The 20,220-nt window shown below is 68.0% G+C and carries 22 protein-coding genes and 1 pseudogene; 13 read left to right on the top strand and 10 right to left on the bottom strand.

Features of this window, described 5'->3' with window-relative positions:
* The first annotated feature begins 9 nt into the window (after positions 1 to 9).
* The 11 genes and pseudogenes from ABQJ54_RS07545 (at position 10) to ABQJ54_RS07495 (ending at position 8,110) form a co-directional block, all read left to right on the top strand.
* Positions 10 to 810: a lysophospholipid acyltransferase family protein gene (locus ABQJ54_RS07545; RefSeq protein WP_367853684.1), complete on the top strand. Its 801-nt coding sequence runs from the start codon at positions 10 to 12 to the stop codon at positions 808 to 810.
* On the top strand, positions 807 to 1,805 hold the full coding sequence (locus ABQJ54_RS07540) for a YheT family hydrolase (RefSeq protein WP_367853683.1): 999 nt from the start codon (positions 807 to 809) through the stop codon (positions 1,803 to 1,805). Before ABQJ54_RS07545 ends, ABQJ54_RS07540 begins: the two co-directional genes overlap by 4 nt.
* A 229-nt stretch (positions 1,806 to 2,034) precedes the next feature.
* Positions 2,035 to 3,615 carry an MBL fold metallo-hydrolase gene (locus ABQJ54_RS07535; protein WP_367853682.1) on the top strand — a complete coding sequence of 527 codons (1,581 nt, stop codon included), beginning with the start codon at positions 2,035 to 2,037 and terminating at the stop codon, positions 3,613 to 3,615.
* Positions 3,616 to 3,655: 40 nt separating this feature from the next.
* Positions 3,656 to 4,120, top strand: a pseudogene (locus tag ABQJ54_RS07530) (PQQ-dependent sugar dehydrogenase); the annotation flags it as partial.
* Positions 4,121 to 4,216: 96 nt separating this feature from the next.
* On the top strand, positions 4,217 to 4,732 hold the full coding sequence (locus tag ABQJ54_RS07525) for a hypothetical protein (protein ID WP_367853681.1): 516 nt from the start codon (positions 4,217 to 4,219) through the stop codon (positions 4,730 to 4,732).
* A 126-nt stretch (positions 4,733 to 4,858) separates the two neighbouring features.
* The gene (locus ABQJ54_RS07520) at positions 4,859 to 5,482 is read left to right on the top strand and encodes a YbhB/YbcL family Raf kinase inhibitor-like protein (RefSeq protein WP_367853680.1); all 624 of its coding nucleotides are present in this window, start codon (positions 4,859 to 4,861) and stop codon (positions 5,480 to 5,482) included.
* 127 nt (positions 5,483 to 5,609) lie between these two features.
* Positions 5,610 to 5,765, top strand: coding sequence for a DUF1328 domain-containing protein (locus ABQJ54_RS07515; protein ID WP_367845500.1), 156 nt, complete (start codon positions 5,610 to 5,612; stop codon positions 5,763 to 5,765).
* A gap of 58 nt (positions 5,766 to 5,823) precedes the next feature.
* The gene (locus ABQJ54_RS07510) at positions 5,824 to 6,186 is read left to right on the top strand and encodes an ElaB/YgaM/YqjD family protein (RefSeq protein WP_367853679.1); all 363 of its coding nucleotides are present in this window, start codon (positions 5,824 to 5,826) and stop codon (positions 6,184 to 6,186) included.
* A 6-nt stretch (positions 6,187 to 6,192) separates the two neighbouring features.
* Complete coding sequence (locus ABQJ54_RS07505) at positions 6,193 to 6,663, top strand: ABC transporter ATP-binding protein (RefSeq protein ID WP_367853678.1); 471 nt, start codon at positions 6,193 to 6,195, stop codon at positions 6,661 to 6,663.
* The gene (locus ABQJ54_RS07500) at positions 6,660 to 6,956 is read left to right on the top strand and encodes a hypothetical protein (RefSeq protein WP_367853677.1); all 297 of its coding nucleotides are present in this window, start codon (positions 6,660 to 6,662) and stop codon (positions 6,954 to 6,956) included. Before ABQJ54_RS07505 ends, ABQJ54_RS07500 begins: the two co-directional genes overlap by 4 nt.
* A complete protein-coding gene (locus ABQJ54_RS07495; protein WP_437343328.1) occupies positions 6,953 to 8,110 on the top strand; it encodes an AI-2E family transporter in 1,158 nt (385 codons plus the stop codon). Before ABQJ54_RS07500 ends, ABQJ54_RS07495 begins: the two co-directional genes overlap by 4 nt.
* Positions 8,111 to 8,119: 9 nt before the next feature.
* Here the strand turns inward: ABQJ54_RS07495 and ABQJ54_RS07490 are convergent, their stop codons facing one another.
* The 4 genes from ABQJ54_RS07490 to ABQJ54_RS07475 are packed head-to-tail and all read right to left on the bottom strand — an operon-like array spanning position 8,120 to position 11,809.
* Complete coding sequence (locus ABQJ54_RS07490) at positions 8,120 to 9,031, bottom strand: TolB-like translocation protein (protein ID WP_367853676.1); 912 nt, start codon at positions 9,029 to 9,031, stop codon at positions 8,120 to 8,122.
* Positions 9,028 to 9,810 (bottom strand): hypothetical protein, encoded by a 783-nt coding sequence (locus ABQJ54_RS07485; protein ID WP_367853675.1) that lies wholly within the window; start codon positions 9,808 to 9,810, stop codon positions 9,028 to 9,030. Before ABQJ54_RS07485 ends, ABQJ54_RS07490 begins: the two co-directional genes overlap by 4 nt.
* A 16-nt stretch (positions 9,811 to 9,826) precedes the next feature.
* A complete protein-coding gene (locus tag ABQJ54_RS07480; protein WP_367853674.1) occupies positions 9,827 to 10,816 on the bottom strand; it encodes a TolB family protein in 990 nt (329 codons plus the stop codon).
* A gap of 36 nt (positions 10,817 to 10,852) precedes the next feature.
* Positions 10,853 to 11,809 (bottom strand): TolB family protein, encoded by a 957-nt coding sequence (locus tag ABQJ54_RS07475; RefSeq protein WP_367853673.1) that lies wholly within the window; start codon positions 11,807 to 11,809, stop codon positions 10,853 to 10,855.
* Positions 11,810 to 12,172: 363 nt separating this feature from the next.
* On the opposite strand from ABQJ54_RS07475, the gene ABQJ54_RS07470 reads away from it, so the two are divergent.
* Complete coding sequence (locus ABQJ54_RS07470; protein ID WP_367853672.1) at positions 12,173 to 13,327, top strand: DUF6602 domain-containing protein; 1,155 nt, start codon at positions 12,173 to 12,175, stop codon at positions 13,325 to 13,327.
* A gap of 337 nt (positions 13,328 to 13,664) precedes the next feature.
* Here ABQJ54_RS07470 and ABQJ54_RS07465 read toward each other — a convergent pair whose 3' ends face one another.
* The 3 genes from ABQJ54_RS07465 to ABQJ54_RS07455 form a co-directional block, all read right to left on the bottom strand.
* Positions 13,665 to 14,408 (bottom strand): LytR/AlgR family response regulator transcription factor, encoded by a 744-nt coding sequence (locus ABQJ54_RS07465; protein WP_367853671.1) that lies wholly within the window; start codon positions 14,406 to 14,408, stop codon positions 13,665 to 13,667.
* Positions 14,405 to 15,493, bottom strand: coding sequence for a sensor histidine kinase (locus ABQJ54_RS07460; protein ID WP_367853670.1), 1,089 nt, complete (start codon positions 15,491 to 15,493; stop codon positions 14,405 to 14,407). The genes ABQJ54_RS07465 and ABQJ54_RS07460 overlap by 4 nt, the downstream gene beginning before the upstream one ends.
* Before the next feature lie 92 nt (positions 15,494 to 15,585).
* Positions 15,586 to 16,131: a hypothetical protein gene (locus tag ABQJ54_RS07455; RefSeq protein ID WP_367853669.1), complete on the bottom strand. Its 546-nt coding sequence runs from the start codon at positions 16,129 to 16,131 to the stop codon at positions 15,586 to 15,588.
* Positions 16,132 to 16,419: 288 nt separating this feature from the next.
* Here ABQJ54_RS07455 and ABQJ54_RS07450 point away from each other — a divergent pair, with 288 nt between their 5' ends.
* Positions 16,420 to 16,932 carry a nuclear transport factor 2 family protein gene (locus ABQJ54_RS07450; protein WP_367853668.1) on the top strand — a complete coding sequence of 171 codons (513 nt, stop codon included), beginning with the start codon at positions 16,420 to 16,422 and terminating at the stop codon, positions 16,930 to 16,932.
* A 10-nt stretch (positions 16,933 to 16,942) separates the two neighbouring features.
* Here the strand turns inward: ABQJ54_RS07450 and curA are convergent, their stop codons facing one another.
* The 3 genes from curA to ABQJ54_RS07435 are packed head-to-tail and all read right to left on the bottom strand — an operon-like array spanning position 16,943 to position 20,205.
* Positions 16,943 to 17,977 carry an NADPH-dependent curcumin/dihydrocurcumin reductase gene (gene curA, locus ABQJ54_RS07445; protein ID WP_367853667.1) on the bottom strand — a complete coding sequence of 345 codons (1,035 nt, stop codon included), beginning with the start codon at positions 17,975 to 17,977 and terminating at the stop codon, positions 16,943 to 16,945.
* A gap of 30 nt (positions 17,978 to 18,007) precedes the next feature.
* Positions 18,008 to 18,748, bottom strand: coding sequence for an SDR family NAD(P)-dependent oxidoreductase (locus ABQJ54_RS07440; protein WP_367853666.1), 741 nt, complete (start codon positions 18,746 to 18,748; stop codon positions 18,008 to 18,010).
* On the bottom strand, positions 18,745 to 20,205 hold the full coding sequence (locus ABQJ54_RS07435) for an efflux transporter outer membrane subunit (RefSeq protein WP_437343327.1): 1,461 nt from the start codon (positions 20,203 to 20,205) through the stop codon (positions 18,745 to 18,747). The genes ABQJ54_RS07440 and ABQJ54_RS07435 overlap by 4 nt, the downstream gene beginning before the upstream one ends.
* Positions 20,206 to 20,220: the final 15 nt, after the last annotated feature.

Genomic DNA, 20,220 nt, shown 5'->3' with positions numbered 1-20,220 from the left:
AAAGAGCTGATGGATACCGCCACGACCTCCCCGCCGCTCCGCGACCGCCTGCGCCCGCTGCGCTACCTGTGGCGCGTGCCGCTGCTGTTGCTGCACATCGTGCTGGCCGTGCTGCTGGCGGCGTTCGTGATGAGCTGGAACCGCCATCGCGTGATGCGCGACGGCCGCGAACCGTTCGCGCACCGGCTGATCCGCTGGTGGTCGACCATGCTGATGCGCATCTTCGGCCTGCGCGCGGTGCGCGTGGGCGAGCCGCTGGCCGATCCGGTGCTGTTCGTGGCCAACCACACCTCGTGGATCGACATCGTGCTGCTGCACTCGCAGCGCGCGGCCTGCTTCGTGGCCAAGGCGGAGATCGCCAACTGGCCGCTGGTGGGCTGGCTGGCGGCCAGCGGCGGCACCATCTTCCATCGACGCGGCAGCAACCATTCGCTGGCGGCGGTGATGCAGGTGATGGTCGAGCGCCTGCGCGACGGCCGCTCGGTGGCGGTGTTCCCCGAGGGCGGCACCGGCCATGGTGGCGTGCTCAAGGTGTTCCACGCGCGCATCTTCCAGGCCGCGCTGGATGCCGAGGTCGCCGTGCAGCCGGTGGCGCTGCGCTTCGCCCGCGGCGGCCATCGCCTGGTCGACGCCGGCTTCCGCGAGCACGAGAGCTTCATGGGCAACCTCCTGCGCCTGCTCGGCAGCCCGGCCATGGATGCCGAGGTGCACTTCCTGCAGCCGGTGCCGGCCAGCCCCGACGCCCGCCGCCGGATGGCCGAGCTGTCGCGCGAACGCATCGCCGCGGCGCTGGAAGACCACGCCGCATGAGTCTGCCGTGCGGAAAGGATTTCCGTCCGACCTGGCCGCTTACCAGCGGGCATATCCAGACCATGCTCTCCTCTAGCGGCGTGCGCCGCCTGCTGCTGCCGCGCACCGCGCGTGCGGTGCAGGAAGGCGCCGAGCCGGTGATGGTGGACGGCGGCGGCGGCGTGCGCCTCACCGGCGCGTTTACCGCACAGAAGCTCCGCCCGCAGCCGCGCGGCCTCGCCGTGCTGTTCCACGGCTGGGAGGGCAGCGTCGACTCCACCTACGTGCTGCAGACCGGCAGCCGCCTGCTCGCCGACGGCTGGGACATCTTCCGCCTCAACTTCCGCGACCACGGCGACAGCTACGGCCTGAACGAGGCGCTGTTCCACTCCTGCCGGCTCGACGAGGTGGTGCACGCGCTGGGCGAGATCGCCGCGCGCTGGCCGGCGCGGCCGCTGGCGCTGGCCGGCTTCTCGCTGGGCGGCAATTTCGCGCTGCGCGCCGCGCTGCACACCTCGCGCGTGGGCATTCCGCTCAGCTACGCGCTGGCGGTGTGTCCGATCATCGACCCCACCGAGGGCCTGTTCTCGCTGGAGGAGTCGGCGCCCTGGTTCTACCAGGCCTACTTCATGCGCAAGTGGCGGCATTCGCTGCTGGCCAAGCAGAAGGCGTTCCCGCAGCACCAGTACTTCGAGATGTCCGAACTCCGGCAGGACCTGCGCGGGCTCACCGAATCGCTGGTGCGCCGGCACACCGACTTCAGCTCGCTGCAGCAGTACCTGGATGGCTATTCGGTGGCTGGCGACGCGCTGATGGCGATGCAGATCCCCGCCACCATCCTCACCGCGCGCGACGATCCGGTGATCCCGGTAGGTGCGTTCGAGCAACTGCGGCTGCCGCCGAACGTGGAACTGGACATCGCCGAATACGGCGGCCACTGCGGCTTCATCCGCGGCCGCAACATGACCAGCTTCACCGACGACTACATCGCGGCGCGCTTCAACGCGCTGACCTGATCCGCGGCATGCCTGCACGGTCGTGCATCGCACGAAACCATCGCCGCCGCGGCGCAAGGCCGCCGCTTCCGGCCATGGTCTTGCGATGGTGCGCAAAGGTTGCGTCCAGCCCGCCGCCGATGCAGACATGACTTTCCGCATGGCGTGACTTCCCTCAGGGGGTGGTTCGCAACGGGCCGCCTAGACTGCGGTGGCATCCGCCCGTCGGGCCTCATCGAGCGACAAGCCAATGAAACATGCTGATGGCAGGCGCAGTGTTCCCGTCATGGTGATGTCCGCGCTGCTGGCGATGGTCGGCAGCATGGTCGCGCATGCATCCGCTGCAACCGGGACGGATGGCGCCAGCGAAGGCATCGCCGGTCATCCCGGTTGCGCACAACTCGACGCACACGGTTGCCTCGAACTCGCACTGGCCGCGATGGGCGGGCGCGACAAGCTTGCCGGCATCCACGACGAGCAGCTCGACGTGGTCGGACATACCGTGCTCGCCGAGCAATCGCCCCGGCAGGCGCCGTTCCTCACCACGTACAGCCGCGACGAGTTGACCCTGGATTTCGACCGCGACCGCCTGCTGGATCGCCGGCATGACGCGTTTCCGATAGCCGACCCGCAGCAGGCCGAGAGCGACTCGATCCTGGTCGTCGGGGGGCAGGGCGGCGTCTACCGTGGCAAGGACAGCGATGCGCCGTGTTCGCAGGCCGACCTGGAGGCTGCGCAGGAAATGCTGGCGCTGGGGCCGGCGCGCTTGCTGCTCACTGCGGCGGCGGCACCGGATCTGCACTATGCCGGCAGCGAGTGGCTGCGCTCCACGCCGCACAGCGTGCTGGAATTCACGTGGCTGGGACAGCCGGTGCGCGTGCTGCTGAATGCGTCCAACCACTTGCCGGATGCATACGAACGCACCACCACCTTCCACGCTCCGGATTTCTGGTTCGCCTGGGGCGATGTGGACCAGCGCATCTATTACGACAACTGGGAGCTGCTGGGTGGCGTGTTGCTGCCGACCAATCGCATCGAGGAGCGCAACGGCCTGTTGTGGCGCTCTTCGCAGATCCTTGGCGCCCGTTTCAACGTGGCGCTGGACGACAAGGACTTCGCCATGGACGCGACGACGGCAGCGAAGAGCAACCAGTCCAAAGGCTGGGATCGCGATTTCAGCGACCGTTACCGCGTCGAGCTGGCGCCGGGCATCGAGCTCTACCGTGGCGCGTGGAATGTCACCCTGATCCGGCAGGACGACGGTGTGCTGGTGCTGGAGGCGCCGATTTCGCCGCACTACGTCGCCGGCGTGCTGGCCGAGGCGCGCAGCGAGTTTCCGGGCGTTCCGGTGAAGGCGGTGCTGTCCAGCTCCGATTCGTGGCCGCATGTTGCCGGCGTGCGTGAAGCCGTGGCCGCGGGCCTGCCGGTGTACATTCTCGACCTGAACCGGCCACTGCTGCAGCGGCTGGTGTCGGCGCCGCACCGCTTGAGTCCCGATCGCCTGCAGATGGCGCCCCGGGCAGCGCAATGGCGGGTGGTGGCTGACGGGCAGGCGATCGGCAGCGGGGCAAACCGGATCGTGGTCTATCCGCTCCGCGGCGCGAATACCGAGCGGCAGTACATGGTGTATTTCCCGCAGTACAAGCTGTTGTATGCCAGCGACACGCTGCAGATGATGGCCGACCATGCGCTGTTCGACCCCCAGATGATGCATGAGGTGGTGCAGGCGGTGCGGCGCGAACACCTGCAGGTGGACACGGTCTATGCGATGCATGCGGGGCCGACGCCCTGGTCCGAGGTGGTTCGCATGGTCGACAAGGCGACCCGGTGACCGTGCCGGTCCGCGCGTGAACGCCCATGCCGGATGCCGTATGGGCGACGACATCCCGAGCGACAAGCTGAACCGGCTCAGCCGCGTCGGCGGGCACTTCGGCTTTCCGTACTGCCACGAGGGCGACATCCCCGACCCCGAATTCGGCAAGGGCCACAGCTGCAAGGACTACACGCCGCCGGTGCTGAAGCTGGGCGCGCACGTGGCCTCGCTGGGCATGCGCTTCTACGAGGGTTGCATGTTCCCGGCCGGCTACAAGGGTGCGATCCTGGTCGCCGAGCACGGCTCGTGGAACCGCACGAAGAAATCCGGCTACCGCGTGATGACGGTACGCCTGGACGGCGACAAGGTGGCCAGCTACCAGCCGCTGATCACCGGCTTCGAGCAGGACGAGAAGGCCTGGGGCCGCCCGGTCGACGTGCAGCCGCTGCCCGACGGCAGCGTGCTGGTGAGCGATGACCTGGCGGGCGCGGTGTATCGGGTGACGTATGACGGCAAGGGTTGATGGATTGGTTCTTGCTCGTCTTCATAGGAACTTCCATCAGAGCCTCACAGTCAAGGCTCAAGCGTGTCGAGTGGATACGCGCTTCGGGGTGGAATCATGAAGAAGTTTGCATGCAGGGCGTTTGTCCTTGTCGTGGGAGCGTTGGCCGTGCCTTGTGTCATGGCGGCTGCGCCGACGGCTCCAAAGTCTGAAGACCGTGATATGGCCGCATTGCACACGCTGTGGAACAACTATCAGCAAGCCGTTGCAAGAAAGGACGCACCTGCCTTGCTCGCGATGTATGCGAGTGGGGATGTTCCGGTGATCGGCGGGATCGCCCAAAAGTCCTATGCCGTCATCAGTGCCGCCAACAAGCAACCGGTGCCTCGCACGATTTCCAGTACCGCGAGGGAAGACGTGACGGGCGAGGTACGGATGCCACCGGATCAGACTGAAAACCTCGACATTCATTCCGATGGTGAAGTCGGGTCGGTTTCGTGGGACTACAAGGCCAAGGTCGGACATGGCCGGATCATCTGGACGACGATCTACACGAATGATGGGTGGAAGATTGCTTCCGTCGTGTATTCGATCAATGTTCCTGCCGCGGACAAGGCTGCCACTCACGGCTAGCAGGAAATCACGCTCCAGAGTGAGCTTTCGTAAGCGTGGATGCTGTTGCCAACTCGCGAAGGTAGGCTTGCCGACACCTGCTTTTCCGAGTCCCGTATCCCCAATCCCGAATCACGGATTCCAGCCATGCAACTTCGCAGCGACAACTTCGCCAACAGCCAGCCCATCCCTGCCACCAACGCCTTCGGCAAACCTGGCGCCCCGGTGGCGCTGTCCGACAACCGCAGCCCGCATCTGGCGTGGAAGGACGCGCCGGAAGGCACGCGCTCCTTCGTGCTCAGCTGCATCGACACCGACGTGCCCAGCCGCGGCGACGACGTGAACAAGGAAGGTCGCGTCGTGCCTGCCGACCTGCCGCGCGTGGAATTCGCGCACTGGCTGATGGCCAACATTCCCGAAGAGTGCGGCGAGCTGGCCGAAGGTGCCTGCAGCGACGGCATCACCCCGCGCGGCAAGCGCGATCCGCTGGGGCCGCCGGGCAGCGTGCAGGGCCTGAACGACTACACCGGCTGGTTCGCGGGCGACGCCGAGATGGGCGGCGACTACCTCGGCTACGACGGCCCATGCCCGCCGTGGAACGACAGCATCGTGCACCACTACCACTTCCGCATCCACGCGCTGGACGTGGCGAGGCTGGATCTGCCGGGCGGCTTCACGCTGGCCGAATTGCGCGCGGCGATGCACGGCCACGTGCTGGCCGAGGCGAGTCTGGTCGGCACGTATGCCATCCAGCCCGCGCGGGGCGTGTGACGGCGAATGTTATGTGGAGGCGACGTATAAGGGTTCCCCCTTCACGCGCAGATGGCAGCCATTGTGGATGAATGACGGTGCGCGGCTGCGCGAGCCGCGGTCGGCATTCGTTCAAGAGGGCAAGGCCATGCTTCACTACGCACTGGTATTCCTGATCGTCGCCATCATCGCCGCGGTGCTCGGCTTCGGCGGCATCGCGGGCACGGCGGCGGGGATCGCGAAGATCCTGTTCATCGTGTTCCTGATCCTGGCGATCATCTCGTTCCTGCGCCGCGCGAAATGAATCGTGGCGCGATGCCCGGCGAACCGGCATTCTTCAGCAAGAGCTCCGTGGAGACAGCATGAACAAGCAGGCAGCAACGACCGAAAACGGCGCGTCCAGCCGCATCGACGAAGGCGCTGAACGCATCAAGCAGGCCACCTCCAGCGCAGTCGCCAGCACCAAGGAGGCGGTGGAGCGCGCCGCCGATCACGTGGAGGAAAGCCTGCACCGCGCCACCGACAAGGTCGCCGCCGGCGCCAACCGCGCCAGCGACAAGCTTTCCGACGCCAGCGAGCGCAGCCGCGCCGCCTACGACGCCACGATGGATCGTGCCGACGAGTGGCTGGACCAGGTGCGCGACTACGTGCGCGAGAAACCGGTGCAGTCGGTGGCGATCGCGGTGGGTGCGGGCTGGCTGCTCGGCCGCCTGCTCAGGCGCTGATCGCGCATGCAGGAAGAACCCGCGCGCGACCGGGATCGTGCGACGGCGCCGGAAACCCCGGCGCCGTCCTCGTCTCTGCTGGACGAACTGAACCGGCTCGCGCATGCGGTGCGGCACCTGTTCGGCGCGCAGCTGCACCTGCTGGCCGCGGAACTGGGGCTGGCGCGCAGCGCGGTGTCGTGGCTGCTGGTGGCCGCGTTGGCCGCCACCGTGGCCGGTGTGGCGCTGGGCCTGACCCTGCTCGGGCTGGTCGGCGTGCTGCTGGCCACCTGGTTCCATTCGTGGATCTGGGCGCTGCTGGTGCTGGCCCTGCTGCAGGCGCTGCTGCTCGCGGGCGCGATCTTGCTGTTCCGCCGCTGCATGCACTGGATGAGCCTGCCCGCCACGCGCCACGAATGGAGTGCGATGATGCGCGAAACGCTGCATCGTGCCGAACATGAGGCCGACGGCGAAACCGCGGGAGAGGACAAGCCATGAGCCTGTTCGGCCAACTCGACAAGGTGCGTGCGGCGCAGGCGCGGGTGGCCGCGCATCGTGCGGAACTGGCCGAACCGGCTGCGGCCCTGCTGGCACGCGGGGAGCGGCATCCGCTGCTCGCGCTGGGCGCGGCTGGCGGTGCGGGTTTCGTGCTCGGCAGTCTCGACGTGCATCCCTTGCGCGTGCCCGGTGTGGGGCCGCTGTTGCGCGGCGGCCTCGCCGAGGTGGTGGCGCAGGGCGTGCGGCTGGTCGCCGAACTGGGTGCCGGCGCCTTCGACGACGCTTCCGCATGAACGATCCGCTGCCCTTGCCTGGCGCCGGCGAGGCGGTCGAGGCCGTGCCGCCGGTGCCGCCGCTGCGTGCATCGATCCCGTCGCGCGGCCGTTTCGCGCGGCGCAGCGCGCGCGGCATGCGGCGCCACCTGCGCGCGATCCGCGTGCTGCTCAACGCGCTGCTGCTGCTGGCGCTCTTGTACACGGTGACGCTGTGCAAGGCCCTGCTGATTCCGCTGGTGCTCGCGGCCTTCATCGGCCTGGCGCTGAACCCGATCGTGGCCAGCACCGCGCGCCACGGCGTGCCGCGCTGGCTGGGGGCCAGCGTGCTGATGCTGGCGCTGATTGGCGGCATCGGTACCGGCATCGGCCTGCTCACGCCGCCGGCACTGGACTGGATCCATGAGGCGCCGTCCACGATCCGCCGCTTCGTGCCCAAGCTCGAGCACATCACCCAGCCGCTGGAAGCGGCCAACCGCGCCACCCAGACCCTGGTCAACGGCCATCCCGTGCGCGTGCGGCCGCAGCCGGCCGACGTGGCGGTGAGCGCCTGGGACGTGGTGGCGGCGGCGCCGAAGGTGCTGGCGGCGGTACTCACCGTGGTGCTGCTGGTGTTCTTCTTCCTGGTCTACGGCGACCTGCTGCTGCGCCGGCTGGTGGAGATCGGACCGGATTTCCGCTACAAGCGCCAGGCGGTGTCGGTGGTGCGTGGCATCCAGCACGAGGTGTCGCGCTACATCCTCACCACCCTGCTGATCAACTTCATGCTGGGCGCCCTCACCGCGGGCATCCTGTGGCAGCTGCGCATGCCCGATCCGCTGCTGTGGGGCGCGGTGGCGATGTTCGCGAACTTCATTCCCTACGTGGGCGCGATCTTCACCACCAGCGTGCTGCTGCTGGTGGGCCTGGCGCATTTCGACGACATCGGCCACGCGCTGCTGCCCGCGCTGTGTTTCGCCGGGCTCACTGTGTTCGAGGGCAACCTGGTGACGCCGCTGATCCTTGGCCGGCGCATGCGCCTGTCGCCGATCGCGATCCTGGTCTGGCTGCTGGTCTGGGGCTGGCTGTGGGGCATTCCCGGCGCGCTGCTCGCGGTGCCGATGCTCACCAGCGTGAAGCTGATCACCGAGCACGTGCGCGGCTGGGCATGGTTTGGGCACATGGTGCAGCGGTAGCGAACGGCATCACATCGAAGCAGCAGCTCCCGCCGCATGGCGGCGCAGCCACGGCTGCAGATCGAGCCGCCAGATGCCGGACTGCCCGGTGAAATAGACGCTGTGCCCGTCCGGCGCGATGTGCGAACCCCACGGCATGTCCTTGTTCGCCGTGTCGCCGAGGTCGATCGGTTTTCCCCAGTGGTCCCCGTCGCGGAAGGCGATGCACAGCCGGCCCAGGCCACCCTTGGTCTTGCCGTAGTCGAACACGATGAACGACTGGTCCGGCGCCACGGCGGGATCGTGGGTCGAGATGGTCGGGTCGCCCAGTCCCGCGCGCACGGGCGGCAGGTAATGCCCGTTGCGCCAGGCTGCGCGCCAGGTGTGCATGACCCTGGCTTGGCGGTCCCAGCGGATGAAGTACAGGCTGCCATCGGCGGCGATGCTTGCGAAATCGACGAACGCATCGTTGTTGACGACAGCTCCCAGCCAGACCGGCCGGCCCCAGCCGTCGCCCTGGCGCTCCACCCGCCAGAGATTGGAGCCCGGTGCGTGACCGCCGACGAAGTAGTCCTGCGTCAGCGGCTTGCCGCCAGGCGGCGGCGGGCGGTCCGAATCGAACAGCAGGTAGCTGCCATCGGGCGCCATCACCGGGTCCTGGTCGAACCAGTGCCCGGAAAAGCTCGCGACTTCGGGTTGCGACCAGCGTCCGTCGACTTTGCGCGAGACCATGATGGTCTTGCGCTTGCCCTCGCTGCGGTCGAAGAACACGGTATTGCCATCGGGTGTGAAGGCCAGCGTATCGTCGCTGTCGGAATGGATGATGCCGCCCAGCGTGATCGCCTGCGGCGTGGCGGTCGTCGTGTCGGTGGTGTGCGCTCCGCCGGCGGCGAGCAGCAGGCCGGCGACGAGCAGGCAGCGGGACATGGTCGTCTGCATCATGGCGCGGTCTCCATCGGCATCGCGTTGAGCAGGATGTACTGGCGCTCGGTGGCCTCGATACGGCCAAGCTGGGTGGAAGTCAGCGTCACCGGCCGGGTGCTGACCAGCTCGTCGCTGAGTACGATGCCGTCGCGGAAGGTGGTGTAGCCGCGCCAGTGCGCGCGGCCCGCCTGCCGCGTCACTTCGTACGGGCGGCCATTGCGGGTCAGCGTGAGCCCGGGTGCGTCGCCAAGCCAGGCGCCGTCGCCCGTGCCTTCGCGTTCCAGCGTCACGGTGTGGCTGGCGGAGTCGAGGGCCACCACGGTCACTGTCTGCCGGCCAGCCGGGCCGAGCTCCCACGGTGCGGCGATGTCCACCGTCCAGTGCTGGCCGACCCGCAGCGTGGCCGGTGGCCGGCCCCATAGCCGCGGGTTGTAGGCCAGGCCGCTGGCATCGGTGTTGGGCGCGCACTTGCCGTCGTAGCAGTTGGTGGCGCCGACGTCGGGTAGCTCCACCATGCCGTTGCCTGCTGGCCGGCCGTCGTAGCGATAGTCGATGTGCAACTGCGGCTGTGCGGGTGCGGCGCCGGTCACGCGATAGGTCGCGGTGCCGCTGATGCGATGCACCGCCTCGTCGAAACCGGGCGCCCGGATCGAGATGGTGCGCGAGAACACGTTGCCCAGGCTGGCGCCGACGCGATAGGCGGGCGTCAGCGCAGGTGCCGTGGCGGGAGCAACGGTGGCCGCGGCAGGCTGCGCCAGCGCGACCAGCAGGATCGACAGCATGCGATGGGTGGACACGGTGCCTCCGTGCGGCTCAGTGGTCGATGCCATGCGCGCGCAGCACGTCGGCAATGTCGAAGCGCCACAGGTTGCGCGAGCCGTTCAACGGTTGCTGCAGGCGCTGCTGCAAGCTGGCGGCGGTGTCGCGCGGCTTGGGGAATCGCACCTCGTCGCGGCGGTTGCTGGAGACATACAGCTCGCCGAAGCGCGGCCCCAGCGAGGGTGCATTCTCCAACGCCGGACTGTTGATGTCGCCCGGCAGGTGCAGCGGCTTGCCCCAGCTGCCGTCCGCCTGGCGGAACGCGATGTAGAGGTCGGCGCTGCCCAGCGAATCGCCTTCGTTGCCGGCGTAGACCAGGAAGCGCTGCTGCGGGTCGATCGCCGGGTCCATGCGGTTGCGCGCGACCTCGCCGAGGTCCACCCGCTGCGGCGTCGCATAGCCCTGCGCGGTGGGGTGCGCCACGTAGATCTGGTAGGCGGCACCCGAGTCCGGGCGGTGCGCGGAGAAATAGATGTCGCCGTTGGCCGCCACCGAGGGGTTGTAGATCATCGCGCCGTCATTGAGCGCGCCGCCCACATGCACCGGCGCGCCCCAGCGGCCGTCGGGCTGGCGTTGCACGTACCAGAGATTGGTGCCCGCGAAATGATGGCCGCCCATATCCGCCGTCACCGGCGCAGCGGCCGGCTGCAGGGGGCGGTTGGAGACGAAGTACAACCGCAGGCCGTCCGGCGCCAGCGTGGGTTCGGAGTCGTGCCACTGCCCGGAGAACGAGGCCACCTGCGGCGCGCCCCAATGTCCGTTCTCGCGATGCGAGACGAGGATGGTGTCGTCGCGCTCGGCGAAGTCGGAACGCATGAAATACAGCGTGTCGCCGTCCGGCGTCAGCGCGGCCGAGGTTTCCTGCAGGCCGGTGGAGATCACGCCGGGGCCGACCAGTTCGCCGCGGCTTTGCGCCCGTGCGGCGAACGATGCGGCCAGCGCGGCCGCGAGGCCGACGACAGGGATGAGGTGACGTGGGGACATGCCTGCTCCTGATAGAATGCGAAGGTTGCGGCGAGGTCACGCGGCGCGATGCGACGCCAGCCAGGGTGCCAGCGACAGGCGCCAGATGTGGTTGTTGCCGTTGTCCCATGCACGCATGCGCGCCAGGTCGGCGCGCGTCTGCGCGGGCGAGCGCGGGTAATGGACCGGCAGGGTGCGGTTGCTGGTGAAGTACAGGGTGCGGTCGTCCGGGCCCAGGTGCGAGCCCCAGGGCTGGTAGCGGTCCGCCGCGTCGCCGAGATCGACCGGCGCGCTCCAGCCGTCGCCGTCGCGGAAGGCGAGGTAGAGATGATCGGGCTGGTCCTTGCCGGCGTAGTTCGCGTCGAACACGAGGAAGGAGCCATCCGGCGCGATCGCGGGGTCCTGTTCCTCGGTCGCATGGCCCAGCGCGAGCCGCTGCGGTGGCTGGTAGCGGCCGTTGCGCCAGGCGCTGCGGTACAGATGGAAGGCGTGGTCGGCCTCGTCGCGGTGCTGGTAATACAGGTCGCCGTTCGCGGCCACGCTGGGCGCGTAGACGTCGGTGCCCACGTTCACCGCGTCGGGCAGCCGCACCGGCGCGCCCCAGCCGTCGCCGTGGCGATTCACCCGCCACAGGTGGCCGCCGTGCAATGGCGCGCCGCCGGCCGTGTCGGGGCGGTTGGAGGTGAACACCAGGTAGGAGCCATCCGGCGCCATCGCCGGATCGTGGTCCTGCCACTGCCCGGAGAACGCCGCGATCCGCGGCGCGGACCAGCCGTCGCCCATGCGATGCGCCTCCATGATGAAGCCGCTCGCGCCCGCAAATTGGTCGAAGTACACGGTGGCGCCGTCCGGCGCGAAGGTGAGGCAGTCCACGCCAGCCGGACCGGAGATCGTGCCGGGCGCGAAGATCTCCGGCTGCGGCGAGGCCACTTCGGCGGCGCGGAGGCCGACGGCGGCGAAGCTGCCGATCAAGGTGAGCGCGCCGGCAAGCAATGCGAACGGGCGATAGACCATGCGGGTACCCCGGCACGATGACAATGCCGTGGAGTCTGCGCATCGGCACCGTCGTGCTGCTGCGGGTTTGTGACGAACGGAGTGAGGGCGCGTGACCAGCGGTTGCCCGCGCGGGGCGAACGGTTTGATCGCATCGGGGAATCGGGTGCCTCGATGCGTCGCGCGTTGCTCTTGCTTGTCACGGTGTTCGGTTTGGCACACCAAGCCTCTAGAGCAAGGGCTTTCGTCTGTCTGCGGCAGCCGAATTACTTCTCTTTTTCTTGTCCAAAAGAGAAGTAACCAAGAGAAAACGACACCCCGCTTGCCGCCCATTCATGGGCGGCAAGTCCGTGAGCCGGGGCCGGAGTACGCTATATTTGCTGGATGGACACCAAAAAGCTATTTCAAAACATCAGCCAACGGATACGAGCTGACTTCAACGCATCCGCTGAAATTGGGCATAGCGGGTCGAAGGGTACAGTTCGCGAGCATCTTCTGCGTGATTTCTTACGCGAACGCTTACCTCAAAGATACGGTATCGGTAGCGGTGAAATCGCCGCGCGAACACGAAGCACATTATCCCGACAATCTGATGTGATCGTGTACGACAAGCTAAACGGCGTCGTGCTCTATTCTAGCGACAATGTGCAGGTTTACCCCGTCGACTGCGTGTACGGAATCATCGAAGTTAAATCTGTTCTCTCGAAAGCCGAACTTCTCGACGCGCTGGAAAAGATAAGAGTTTTGAAGGAGATGGCTCCGCGAGGGTTAGCTCAAGCGACTGGTCCCGGGTTTACATCTGCGTACCACCGACCCCAGCCATTTGGCATGGTGTTCGCGTATGGACTGGCGGCTAACTCTCTCGATTCGCTACTCGAAAACTTGAAAGAGTGGGAGGCACAGAATCCGCCGACAGTCTGGCCAAACTATATCTGCGTCCTAGAGACTGGTGTAATCGAGCATGCCGCAAGAGCATTTGAGCGATGCATCGGTAGTGACCAAATCACTGCGATCTCATGGCCGCATTCAACCCCATACGGCGAGGACAGCCTTTTCCAGTTTTATATGGCTCTCCACGATGTCTGCGCCAAGATGCACTTGGGTATCGTTGAGCTACTCCATTATTACGACCCGCCGCTGCGCATTGGTCGCTTTGTTGTCGCTGGACGCGGGATGGAAGGCACGAGTGCGCGACCAGAAAGCGCGGGTCAAAGGATGCAGCTAAAGGAAGCAACGGTTGAGCGAATTGTGAATTGGTGCGCCGACCGCAGCAAAATGCCTTACGCTGAGGTGATGAAGTTGAGGTTCGGCCAGATACCGACGGGCATGGAAAGCATGCCACTTATGAAATTGAACGTCCATTTTTACAACCCCGATAACCTCCCTGGCCTGCAAGAGCTAAAGATCAAAGCGGCTGACGGGGGCGGGGTGGAAGCCGTATCGCCTAACTTGGCCCTCGCTATCGAGTTGCTGATTGACAACGAGGTTTACGTGATAGCCCCTTTGCAGGGGCCGGACGACTACGAGCTAGTTGATTAGCCGTTGCGCTGTCGCGCCTAGTCTCCGGCCCGACCGTTGCTAAGCATCTGCGCCTGCCCACACCGTGAACACTTGCGCGATGATGATTCACGCTCATGTCGGTGATACGCACCGCAAAAGCTAACCGTTGTGCAACAGACGCGACAGCGATTCGGCGATTCCGCACGCCAAATGGCCTGATTGAGCCGCCCGATTCCGGACACTCGCGAATGCCGGGAATGGGTCGCGAGCTGCCATCCCACGCTCTTGGGAATCCGACCATATTCGCCGACGTGTCTGATCATCGAACGCCGCATAGGCTAATGCATTCGCCTTGGCGGATCCGCGCCCGGATCGTTCAGGGCAGCCCCAGCACCACGCGCGCCCCGGCGCGGAAGCGCCGGCTGAGATCCAGCCGGGTGCCGTCGCGCAGCACGATCTCGGCGTTGCCGTTGAACAGCGGATGCACTTCGCGGATGCGTTCCACGTTGACGATCACGCCGCGGTGGATGCGCAGGAAGCGCGCGGGGTCGAGCGTGTCGAGCAGGTGGCTCAGTGTCTCGCGATGCAGGTAGCGGGCGCCGTCGGCGTGGATCTGCACGTAGTTGCCGTCGGCGCGGATCCAGTCGATGGCATCCACCGCAACCACGCGGATGTGCTCGCCCACGCGCACGCTGATGCGCTGGAGGTGGTTGGCGTGCACCGGCGCGACCGCTGGCATCTGCAGGCCCTGCCAGTGCCGGCGCACGCGCTCCAGCGCCTGGTCGAAGCGCGCCTGGTCGATGGGCTTCAGCACGTAGTCCAGCGCGCCGGCGTCGAACGCGCGCAGCGCGTGCTGGCCGTAGGCGGTGGTGAACACCACCATCGGCAGCGCCTGCGGCCGCAGCTGGTGCAGCAGCTTGAAGCCGTCCATGCCGGGCATGCGGATGTCGAGGAACAGCAGGTCCGGCGCCAGCGCCTGGATCGCCTGCAGGGCTTCGGCGGCGTTGCCGCACTCACCGACGATCGCCACGTCGGCATGCGCGGCCAGCGCCTGGCGCAGCGCGAGGCGCGCCAGCACCTCGTCGTCCACCAGCAGCGCGCGGATGCTCGCGGCGCTCATGCGGCGAGCTCGCGGAACGGCAGGCGCAGCTCCACCCGCGTGCCACCGCCGTCGCGGCGCTGCAGTTCCAGTCGCGCGTCGCCGCCGAACAGCATCGCCAGCCGGGCGCGGGTGTTGGTGAGGCCGATGCCTTCGCTGGCGCCGTCGGGCGGCAGGCCCAGGCCGTCGTCGTCCACGCGCAGGACCAGTTCGTCGCCATCGCGGTGGCCGAGCACGTGCAGGCTGCCGGGTTCGGCCTTGGCCAGCAGGCCGTGGCGTAGCGCGTTCTCCACCAGCGGTTGCAGGATCAGGTTGGGCACGGCGGCGCGCAGCACATCGTCGGCCACGTCCAGCCGTGTGCTGAGCCGGTCCTGGAAGCGCACCTGCTGGATGTCGAGGTAGCAGCGCAGGAATTCCAGCTCGCGCGCCAGCGGTACTTGCGGTGCGTGGCGTTCCTCCAGCGTGAGGCGCAGGAAGTCGCTGAGCCGCGCGATCATCAGCCGCGCCTGCAGCGGGTCGGCCAGCGCCAGCGCGGAGATCGCGTTGAGCGTGTTGAACAGGAAATGCGGCTGCAGCTGCATGCGCAAGGCCTGCAGTTGCGCCTGCGCCAGCTGCGATTCCAGCAGCACGTTGCGCAGCTGTTCGTCGCGCAGCCGGCGGCGCGACTCCAGGCCGCGCAGCACCACCAGCACCACCCAGTAGATGAGCAGGGCGAGGTGGAAGTTGTAGGCGAACTGCATGCGCAGGAAGCCGCCCAGCGTGTGCACCGGCATGCGGCCCGGGCCGCACAGGTACCAGAAGACGAGCAGGTGGGCGAACAGCTGCGCCAGCGCCACGGCCAGGCTGGCCGGCACGTGCACCGCGAAGAAGCGGCGCCAGCCGTCGGTCGCGCCCTGCCGGCCCAGCCAGCCCACCAGCGGCACCAGCAGCATCCACAGCCAGAAGTCGACGAGGTTCCAGGTCAGCTGGCGCAGCCACACGGGCGGATAACCCTCGCCGATCGAGGACAGCCCGGCGCTGAGCGTGTACGACAGGGCCAGCAGCGTCCAGAAGCCGAAGATCAGCCCCCAGGTCTTCAGTCGCTGCGCTGCGCTGCGATCGAACACGGAATCCTCGCTGGCGTACCACCCGATGGCGGGCCAGTGTGCGCGGCGGCGGTCGTCCGCGACAGTGCCTGAAGGCATTGCCAGGATGCGGCCTAGGATCGCGTTGTCCGTGCGTCGCGCGTGCATGACTGCTCGTCGCCCAGCTGCCACGTGCCGCTGCGGTTCCGGTAGGTGTAGGTCACGCGGTAGGCGTCATTGCCCTGGCGCTGGAACGCGAAGCGATCGAGATAGCCGCTCGTCGCTGTGTTCTTCAGCGTCAGCGTGTCGCCTGCCCAACCGGGCGAGGTGTAGCGCCTGTCGCCGCCGAAGTTGTCGAATACCGTCGCCGTGAAATGCTTCGCGGCCTTGTCGTAGCCCCACCACGAATCCGCGAGGTAGCGGTTCGGCGGATCGTCCGCGTGCCTCATGTGCAGCCATTGGCCGCCGAGTTCGACGGTGAAGGTCTCGCTTGAGCGGATGGGCTTGCCGTTCGCGAACCGGCCTTCGCAGCGCCAGTGCCCGACGAACCAGGCCAGCGGAGCCAGTGCCGGCGTCGTGTCGGCATGCGCCGGCGCGGTGCCGGCGAACAAGCCGGCTGCTCCTGCCAGTACGGCGAAGGCGATGGATGCTCCACGCTGCGTGCGGGGTGATCGATTCATCGATGAGCTCCCAAGGCGGGTATTTGCAGAACGGTCGCTGCCAGGTCATGGCTGCCGAGGCAGGCTGGCGCAGGCGTCGGTGGTTGTCGCGCAAGGGGTGATGGCCGGGGCGTTCGCCGTGACCAGCGGTATGCGCAGCCGGACGGGAGGTCGCCGCTCGCCGCCGGCATGCCCGTGGCGACCGTTCATCACCGCCATGGCATCGCTCGCCCCGCAATCGACGCGTGCGGCGCATGCGCCGCGCAGGCTGTTCCCGCGGCACTGTCGCCGCGCCGATGGGACGACAACATGTCTGACCGTACTTACCACCATGTCCGTACCAGCCTTGCGTGCGCCGGCTTGCTGCTCGGCGCCGGCGCGGTCGGCACGCAGGCGATGGCTGCGCAGCAGAGCGGCACTTCCGCCACGGACGAAACCGCACGCACTGCCGCAGCGGTGATGGCGGTGGACCAGCACTGGCTGGAAGCCGAGGAGAACGGCGATACCGCCTGGCTCGACGGCATGCTGCTGCCAGACTACCGCTCGGTGGGCGTGGCCGGCACGTTCGCGACCAAGGCCGCCATCCTGGCCCACGCCGCGAAGAACCGCGGCTCACAGGCGATGAAGCAGCAGGTGGCGGCATGGCAGCAGGCGCATCCGGTGGAGCAGCAGGTGACGCTGCAGGGCGACACCGCGATCCTCAGCTTCGTCAGCAGCGCGCCCGCGACGAAGGGCAAGCTGTATTCCTCCGACGTGTTCACCTATATCGACGGCCGTTGGCACGCGCTGTATTCGGCGCACACCGAACTCGGCAAGAGCTGAGTGACGGAGTTCAGTCCCCGGCCACGCGCACCACCAGCTTGCCTGCGTTGCGTCCCTCGAGCAGGCCGATGAACGCGTCCGGTGCCTGCTCAAGGCCGTCCACCACATCCTCGTGCGCCTTCACCTGGCCTGCCGCGATCCATTCGCCCATCTCGCGGCGGAAATCGGCGAAGCGCGTGGCGTAGTGGTCGAGGATCACGAAGCCCTGCATACGGATGCGCTTCTGCAGCACGGTGGAGAGCAGGGCAGGACGGTGGTCGGGGCCGACTGGCGCCGTATCGTCGTTGTAGTGCGCGATGATGCCGCACACCGGCACGCGGGCATGGTTGTTGAGCAGGGGCAGCACGGCGTCCAGCACCTCGCCGCCCACGCTTTCGAAGTAGACGTCGATGCCATCGGGGCAGGCTTCGGCGAGGCGCGCGGCCAACTGCGGCGCGTGGCGGTCGAGGCAGGCGTCGTAGCCCAGTGCTTCCACCGCGAGACGGCACTTGTCCGCGCCGCCGGCGATGCCGATCACGCGAGCGCCCCTGAGCCTGGCGAGCTGGCCCACCACGGCCCCCACCGCACCGGTGGCGGCCCCCACCACCACGGTCTCGCCCGGCTTCGGCTGGCCGATGTCGAGCAGGCCGACATAGGCGGTGAACGCGGTCATGCCCAGTGCGCCCAGTGCCAGCGAAGACTGCGGCATGTCGCCGAGCGGCGTGAGGCCGCTGCCGTCGGATAGCGCATAGTCCTGCCAGCCGGCGTTGCCCAGCACCAGGTCGCCAGCGCAGAAATCCGGATGGCGCGAGGTCACCACGCGATTCACCGTGCCGCCCACCATCGGCGCGCCCACGGCCACCGCGGGCGCGTAGCTGGTGCCTGCGGCGTTCATCAGGTTGCGCATGTAGGGATCAAGCGAGAGGTACAGGGTGCGCAGCAGCACCTGGCCGTCTTGCGGTTCGGGTACCGGCGCCTCGTCGAGACGGAAATCCTGCGGTGCGGGTTTGCCGTGCGGACGCGCGGCAAGCAGCACGCGACGATTGACGTGGGGAGTTTGCGGCATGGAACGGTCTCCTTCGTGGAAAAGGGCGTGTCACCACGCGATGCGCTGGCCGTCGCGCAGCAGCGCACCGTTGATGCCGGGTTCGGGCTGACAGGCGGCGGCGACCACGCTGGCGGCGCCGCGTTCCACCGGGCCGCCGCCGGGGCCGCCAAGGCCGGTGGCAAGCCAGCCGGGGCAGACCGCGTTGACCAGGATGCCGCTGCCGGCGAGTTCGGCGGCGAGCGCGCGGGTGTAGGCGTTGAGTGCGGCCTTGGAGACGCGATAGGCGGGATAGCCGATGGCGTCGGGCGCGGTGACGCCGGCGCAGCCGCTGGTGACGTTGACGATGCGGCCGTAGCGATGCCGGCGCATCAGCGGCAGCACCGCGCTGGCGAGTTGCCACGCGCCGAGCAGGTTGGTTTCCAGCGCGGAGCGCACATCGGCGGGCGCGATGCTCTCGGCGCGCGCCGAGCTGTCGGCGTGGCCGCCGGCATTGTTCACCAGCACGTCGAGGCGGCCGTGCTCGCGTTCTATCCACGCGGCGAGTTCGGCGATCTGTGCCGCGTCGGTAACGTCCAGCGGCACGGCGGTGACGTCGCCGTCGATCTGCCTGGCGGCCTGCCGCCCCTTGGCGAGGTCGCGCGCGCCCAGCAGCACGCTGTAGCCGCGCGCGGCGAGTTGGCGCGCCACTTCGAAGCCCAGCCCGCGGTTCGCGCCGCTGACCAGGGCCACGCGATGCACGCCGGGGATGGCCGGCGTGTCCTGTACCGTGTGCTGGCGCGGCTTGCTCATGGCACGGCGGCCACCGGGGTGGCGACCGGCGCGCAGCGCGCGTCGTCGCCGCAGGCCAGCCAGCCGCCGCCCAATGCCTTGTAGAGCGCCACCGCGCGGGTGTCGATGCCGGCCTGTGCCTGCGCCAGCGCATCGTCCGCGGCGAGTTGCACGCGCTGGGCGTCGAGCAGTTCGAGGTAGCCGGTGGCGCCTTGTTCGTAGCGCACCCTGGCCAGTTCCGCGGCGCGGCGGCTCTGCTGCGATTGCGCGATCAGCTTCTCGACGCGGTCATGCTGCAGGTTGTAGCCGACCACGGCGTTGTCCACGTCCTCGATCGCCTCCAGCACGGTGCGCTGGTAGTTCGCCTGTGCGGCATCGGTGCGTGCTTCGGCGGCGTGCAATTCGCTGCGCACGCGCTGCACGTTGAGGCCGTTCCAGGTGATGCTGGGCGCGATCGACCACGCACGCGAAGACGGGCCGCCGAAGTCGTTGCTGCGGCCGGCGAGGAAGCCGAGGAAACCGCCCAGCGACAGGTGCGGGAAGAAGTCCGCCTTGGCCACGCCGATGCGGGCAGTGGCGGCGGCGTATTCGCGTTCGGCGATGCGCACGTCGGGCCGGCGCGCCAGCACGTCGCCGGCGGCGCCGATCGGCAGCACGGCGTCGATCGGCTTGAAGGTCTGCGGCGAGACGTCGATGTCCAGCGCGCCGGGCTGTTCGCCCAGCAGCACCGCGAGGCGGTACGCGTCGGCATGCGCCTGCATGTCGAGCAGGGGCAGTTGCGCCTGCGCCGCGCTGAGTTGCGCCTCGGCGCTGGCCACGTCCTGGTCGGAGGCGGTGCCCACCTCGGCGCGGGCGCGGATCAGTTTCAGCGTGTCCTGCTGGTTGGCGATGTCGCGGTTGGCGATCTCCTGCCGCTGCTGCGTACCGCGCAGGTCGAAGTAATTGCGCGCCACTTCGGCAAACAGGCTCACCTGCGCGCCTTGCAGCTCGGCCTCGCTGGCGCCGAGGTCGGCGCGCGCGGCTTCCACCGAGCGGCGTACGCCGCCGAACACGTCGATCTCCCAGCTGGCGTCGAAGCCGGCCTGGTAGTCGTTGATCGTGGTGCGTTCGGTGTCGAAGCCGGGCGTCTGCTCGCGGCTGCGGCTGTACGAAACGCCGGGCTGCACGTCGGGCAGGTACTGCGACTTGGCGCCGCCGAGCAGGGCGCGCGATTCGGCCAGCCGCGCCTGCGCGATACGCAGGTCGAGGTTGCCGGTGGCGGAGCGCTGGATCAGCGCGTCCAGCACGGGATCACCGAACTGCTTCCACCATTGCGCCTGGAATTGCGCGGCGCTTTCGCGCGCCGCGTCCACGCCCTGCAGTTGCGGCGTGGGCGTTGCGGGCTGGTGGTAGTTCGGGCCGACGCTGGCGCAACCGGCCAGCACCAGTGCGGCGAACAGTGCGGTTGCTTTGCCCGTCATGCCTGCGAGGGCAGGCATCCAGCGCCTTTGGAC

It is taken from the genome of Rhodanobacter lycopersici (assembly GCF_040812335.1).
GTDB classification, from domain to species: domain Bacteria; phylum Pseudomonadota; class Gammaproteobacteria; order Xanthomonadales; family Rhodanobacteraceae; genus Rhodanobacter_A; species Rhodanobacter_A lycopersici.
This window is presented reverse-complemented; position numbering and strand designations above follow the sequence as displayed.

Bases quoted from the DNA above. Each gene is read 5' to 3' on its own strand.
- ABQJ54_RS07490 (WP_367853676.1), bottom strand. From the start codon at position 9,031: ATGATGCAGACGACCATGTCCCGCTGCCTGCTCGTCGCCGGCCTGCTG.
- ABQJ54_RS07465 (WP_367853671.1), bottom strand. From the start codon at position 14,408: ATGAGCGCCGCGAGCATCCGCGCGCTGCTGGTGGACGACGAGGTGCTG.
- ABQJ54_RS07495 (WP_437343328.1), top strand. From the start codon at position 6,953: ATGAACGATCCGCTGCCCTTGCCTGGCGCCGGCGAGGCGGTCGAGGCC.
- ABQJ54_RS07435 (WP_437343327.1), bottom strand. From the start codon at position 20,205: ATGCCTGCCCTCGCAGGCATGACGGGCAAAGCAACCGCACTGTTCGCC.
- ABQJ54_RS07535 (WP_367853682.1), top strand. From the start codon at position 2,035: ATGAAACATGCTGATGGCAGGCGCAGTGTTCCCGTCATGGTGATGTCC.
- ABQJ54_RS07510 (WP_367853679.1), top strand. From the start codon at position 5,824: ATGAACAAGCAGGCAGCAACGACCGAAAACGGCGCGTCCAGCCGCATC.
- ABQJ54_RS07475 (WP_367853673.1), bottom strand. From the start codon at position 11,809: ATGGTCTATCGCCCGTTCGCATTGCTTGCCGGCGCGCTCACCTTGATC.
- ABQJ54_RS07505 (WP_367853678.1), top strand. From the start codon at position 6,193: ATGCAGGAAGAACCCGCGCGCGACCGGGATCGTGCGACGGCGCCGGAA.
- ABQJ54_RS07540 (WP_367853683.1), top strand. From the start codon at position 807: ATGAGTCTGCCGTGCGGAAAGGATTTCCGTCCGACCTGGCCGCTTACC.
- curA (WP_367853667.1), bottom strand. From the start codon at position 17,977: ATGCCGCAAACTCCCCACGTCAATCGTCGCGTGCTGCTTGCCGCGCGT.
- ABQJ54_RS07470 (WP_367853672.1), top strand. From the start codon at position 12,173: ATGGACACCAAAAAGCTATTTCAAAACATCAGCCAACGGATACGAGCT.
- ABQJ54_RS07525 (WP_367853681.1), top strand. From the start codon at position 4,217: ATGAAGAAGTTTGCATGCAGGGCGTTTGTCCTTGTCGTGGGAGCGTTG.
- ABQJ54_RS07440 (WP_367853666.1), bottom strand. From the start codon at position 18,748: ATGAGCAAGCCGCGCCAGCACACGGTACAGGACACGCCGGCCATCCCC.
- ABQJ54_RS07520 (WP_367853680.1), top strand. From the start codon at position 4,859: ATGCAACTTCGCAGCGACAACTTCGCCAACAGCCAGCCCATCCCTGCC.
- ABQJ54_RS07455 (WP_367853669.1), bottom strand. From the start codon at position 16,131: ATGAATCGATCACCCCGCACGCAGCGTGGAGCATCCATCGCCTTCGCC.
- ABQJ54_RS07545 (WP_367853684.1), top strand. From the start codon at position 10: ATGGATACCGCCACGACCTCCCCGCCGCTCCGCGACCGCCTGCGCCCG.
- ABQJ54_RS07450 (WP_367853668.1), top strand. From the start codon at position 16,420: ATGTCTGACCGTACTTACCACCATGTCCGTACCAGCCTTGCGTGCGCC.
- ABQJ54_RS07515 (WP_367845500.1), top strand. From the start codon at position 5,610: ATGCTTCACTACGCACTGGTATTCCTGATCGTCGCCATCATCGCCGCG.
- ABQJ54_RS07480 (WP_367853674.1), bottom strand. From the start codon at position 10,816: ATGTCCCCACGTCACCTCATCCCTGTCGTCGGCCTCGCGGCCGCGCTG.
- ABQJ54_RS07500 (WP_367853677.1), top strand. From the start codon at position 6,660: ATGAGCCTGTTCGGCCAACTCGACAAGGTGCGTGCGGCGCAGGCGCGG.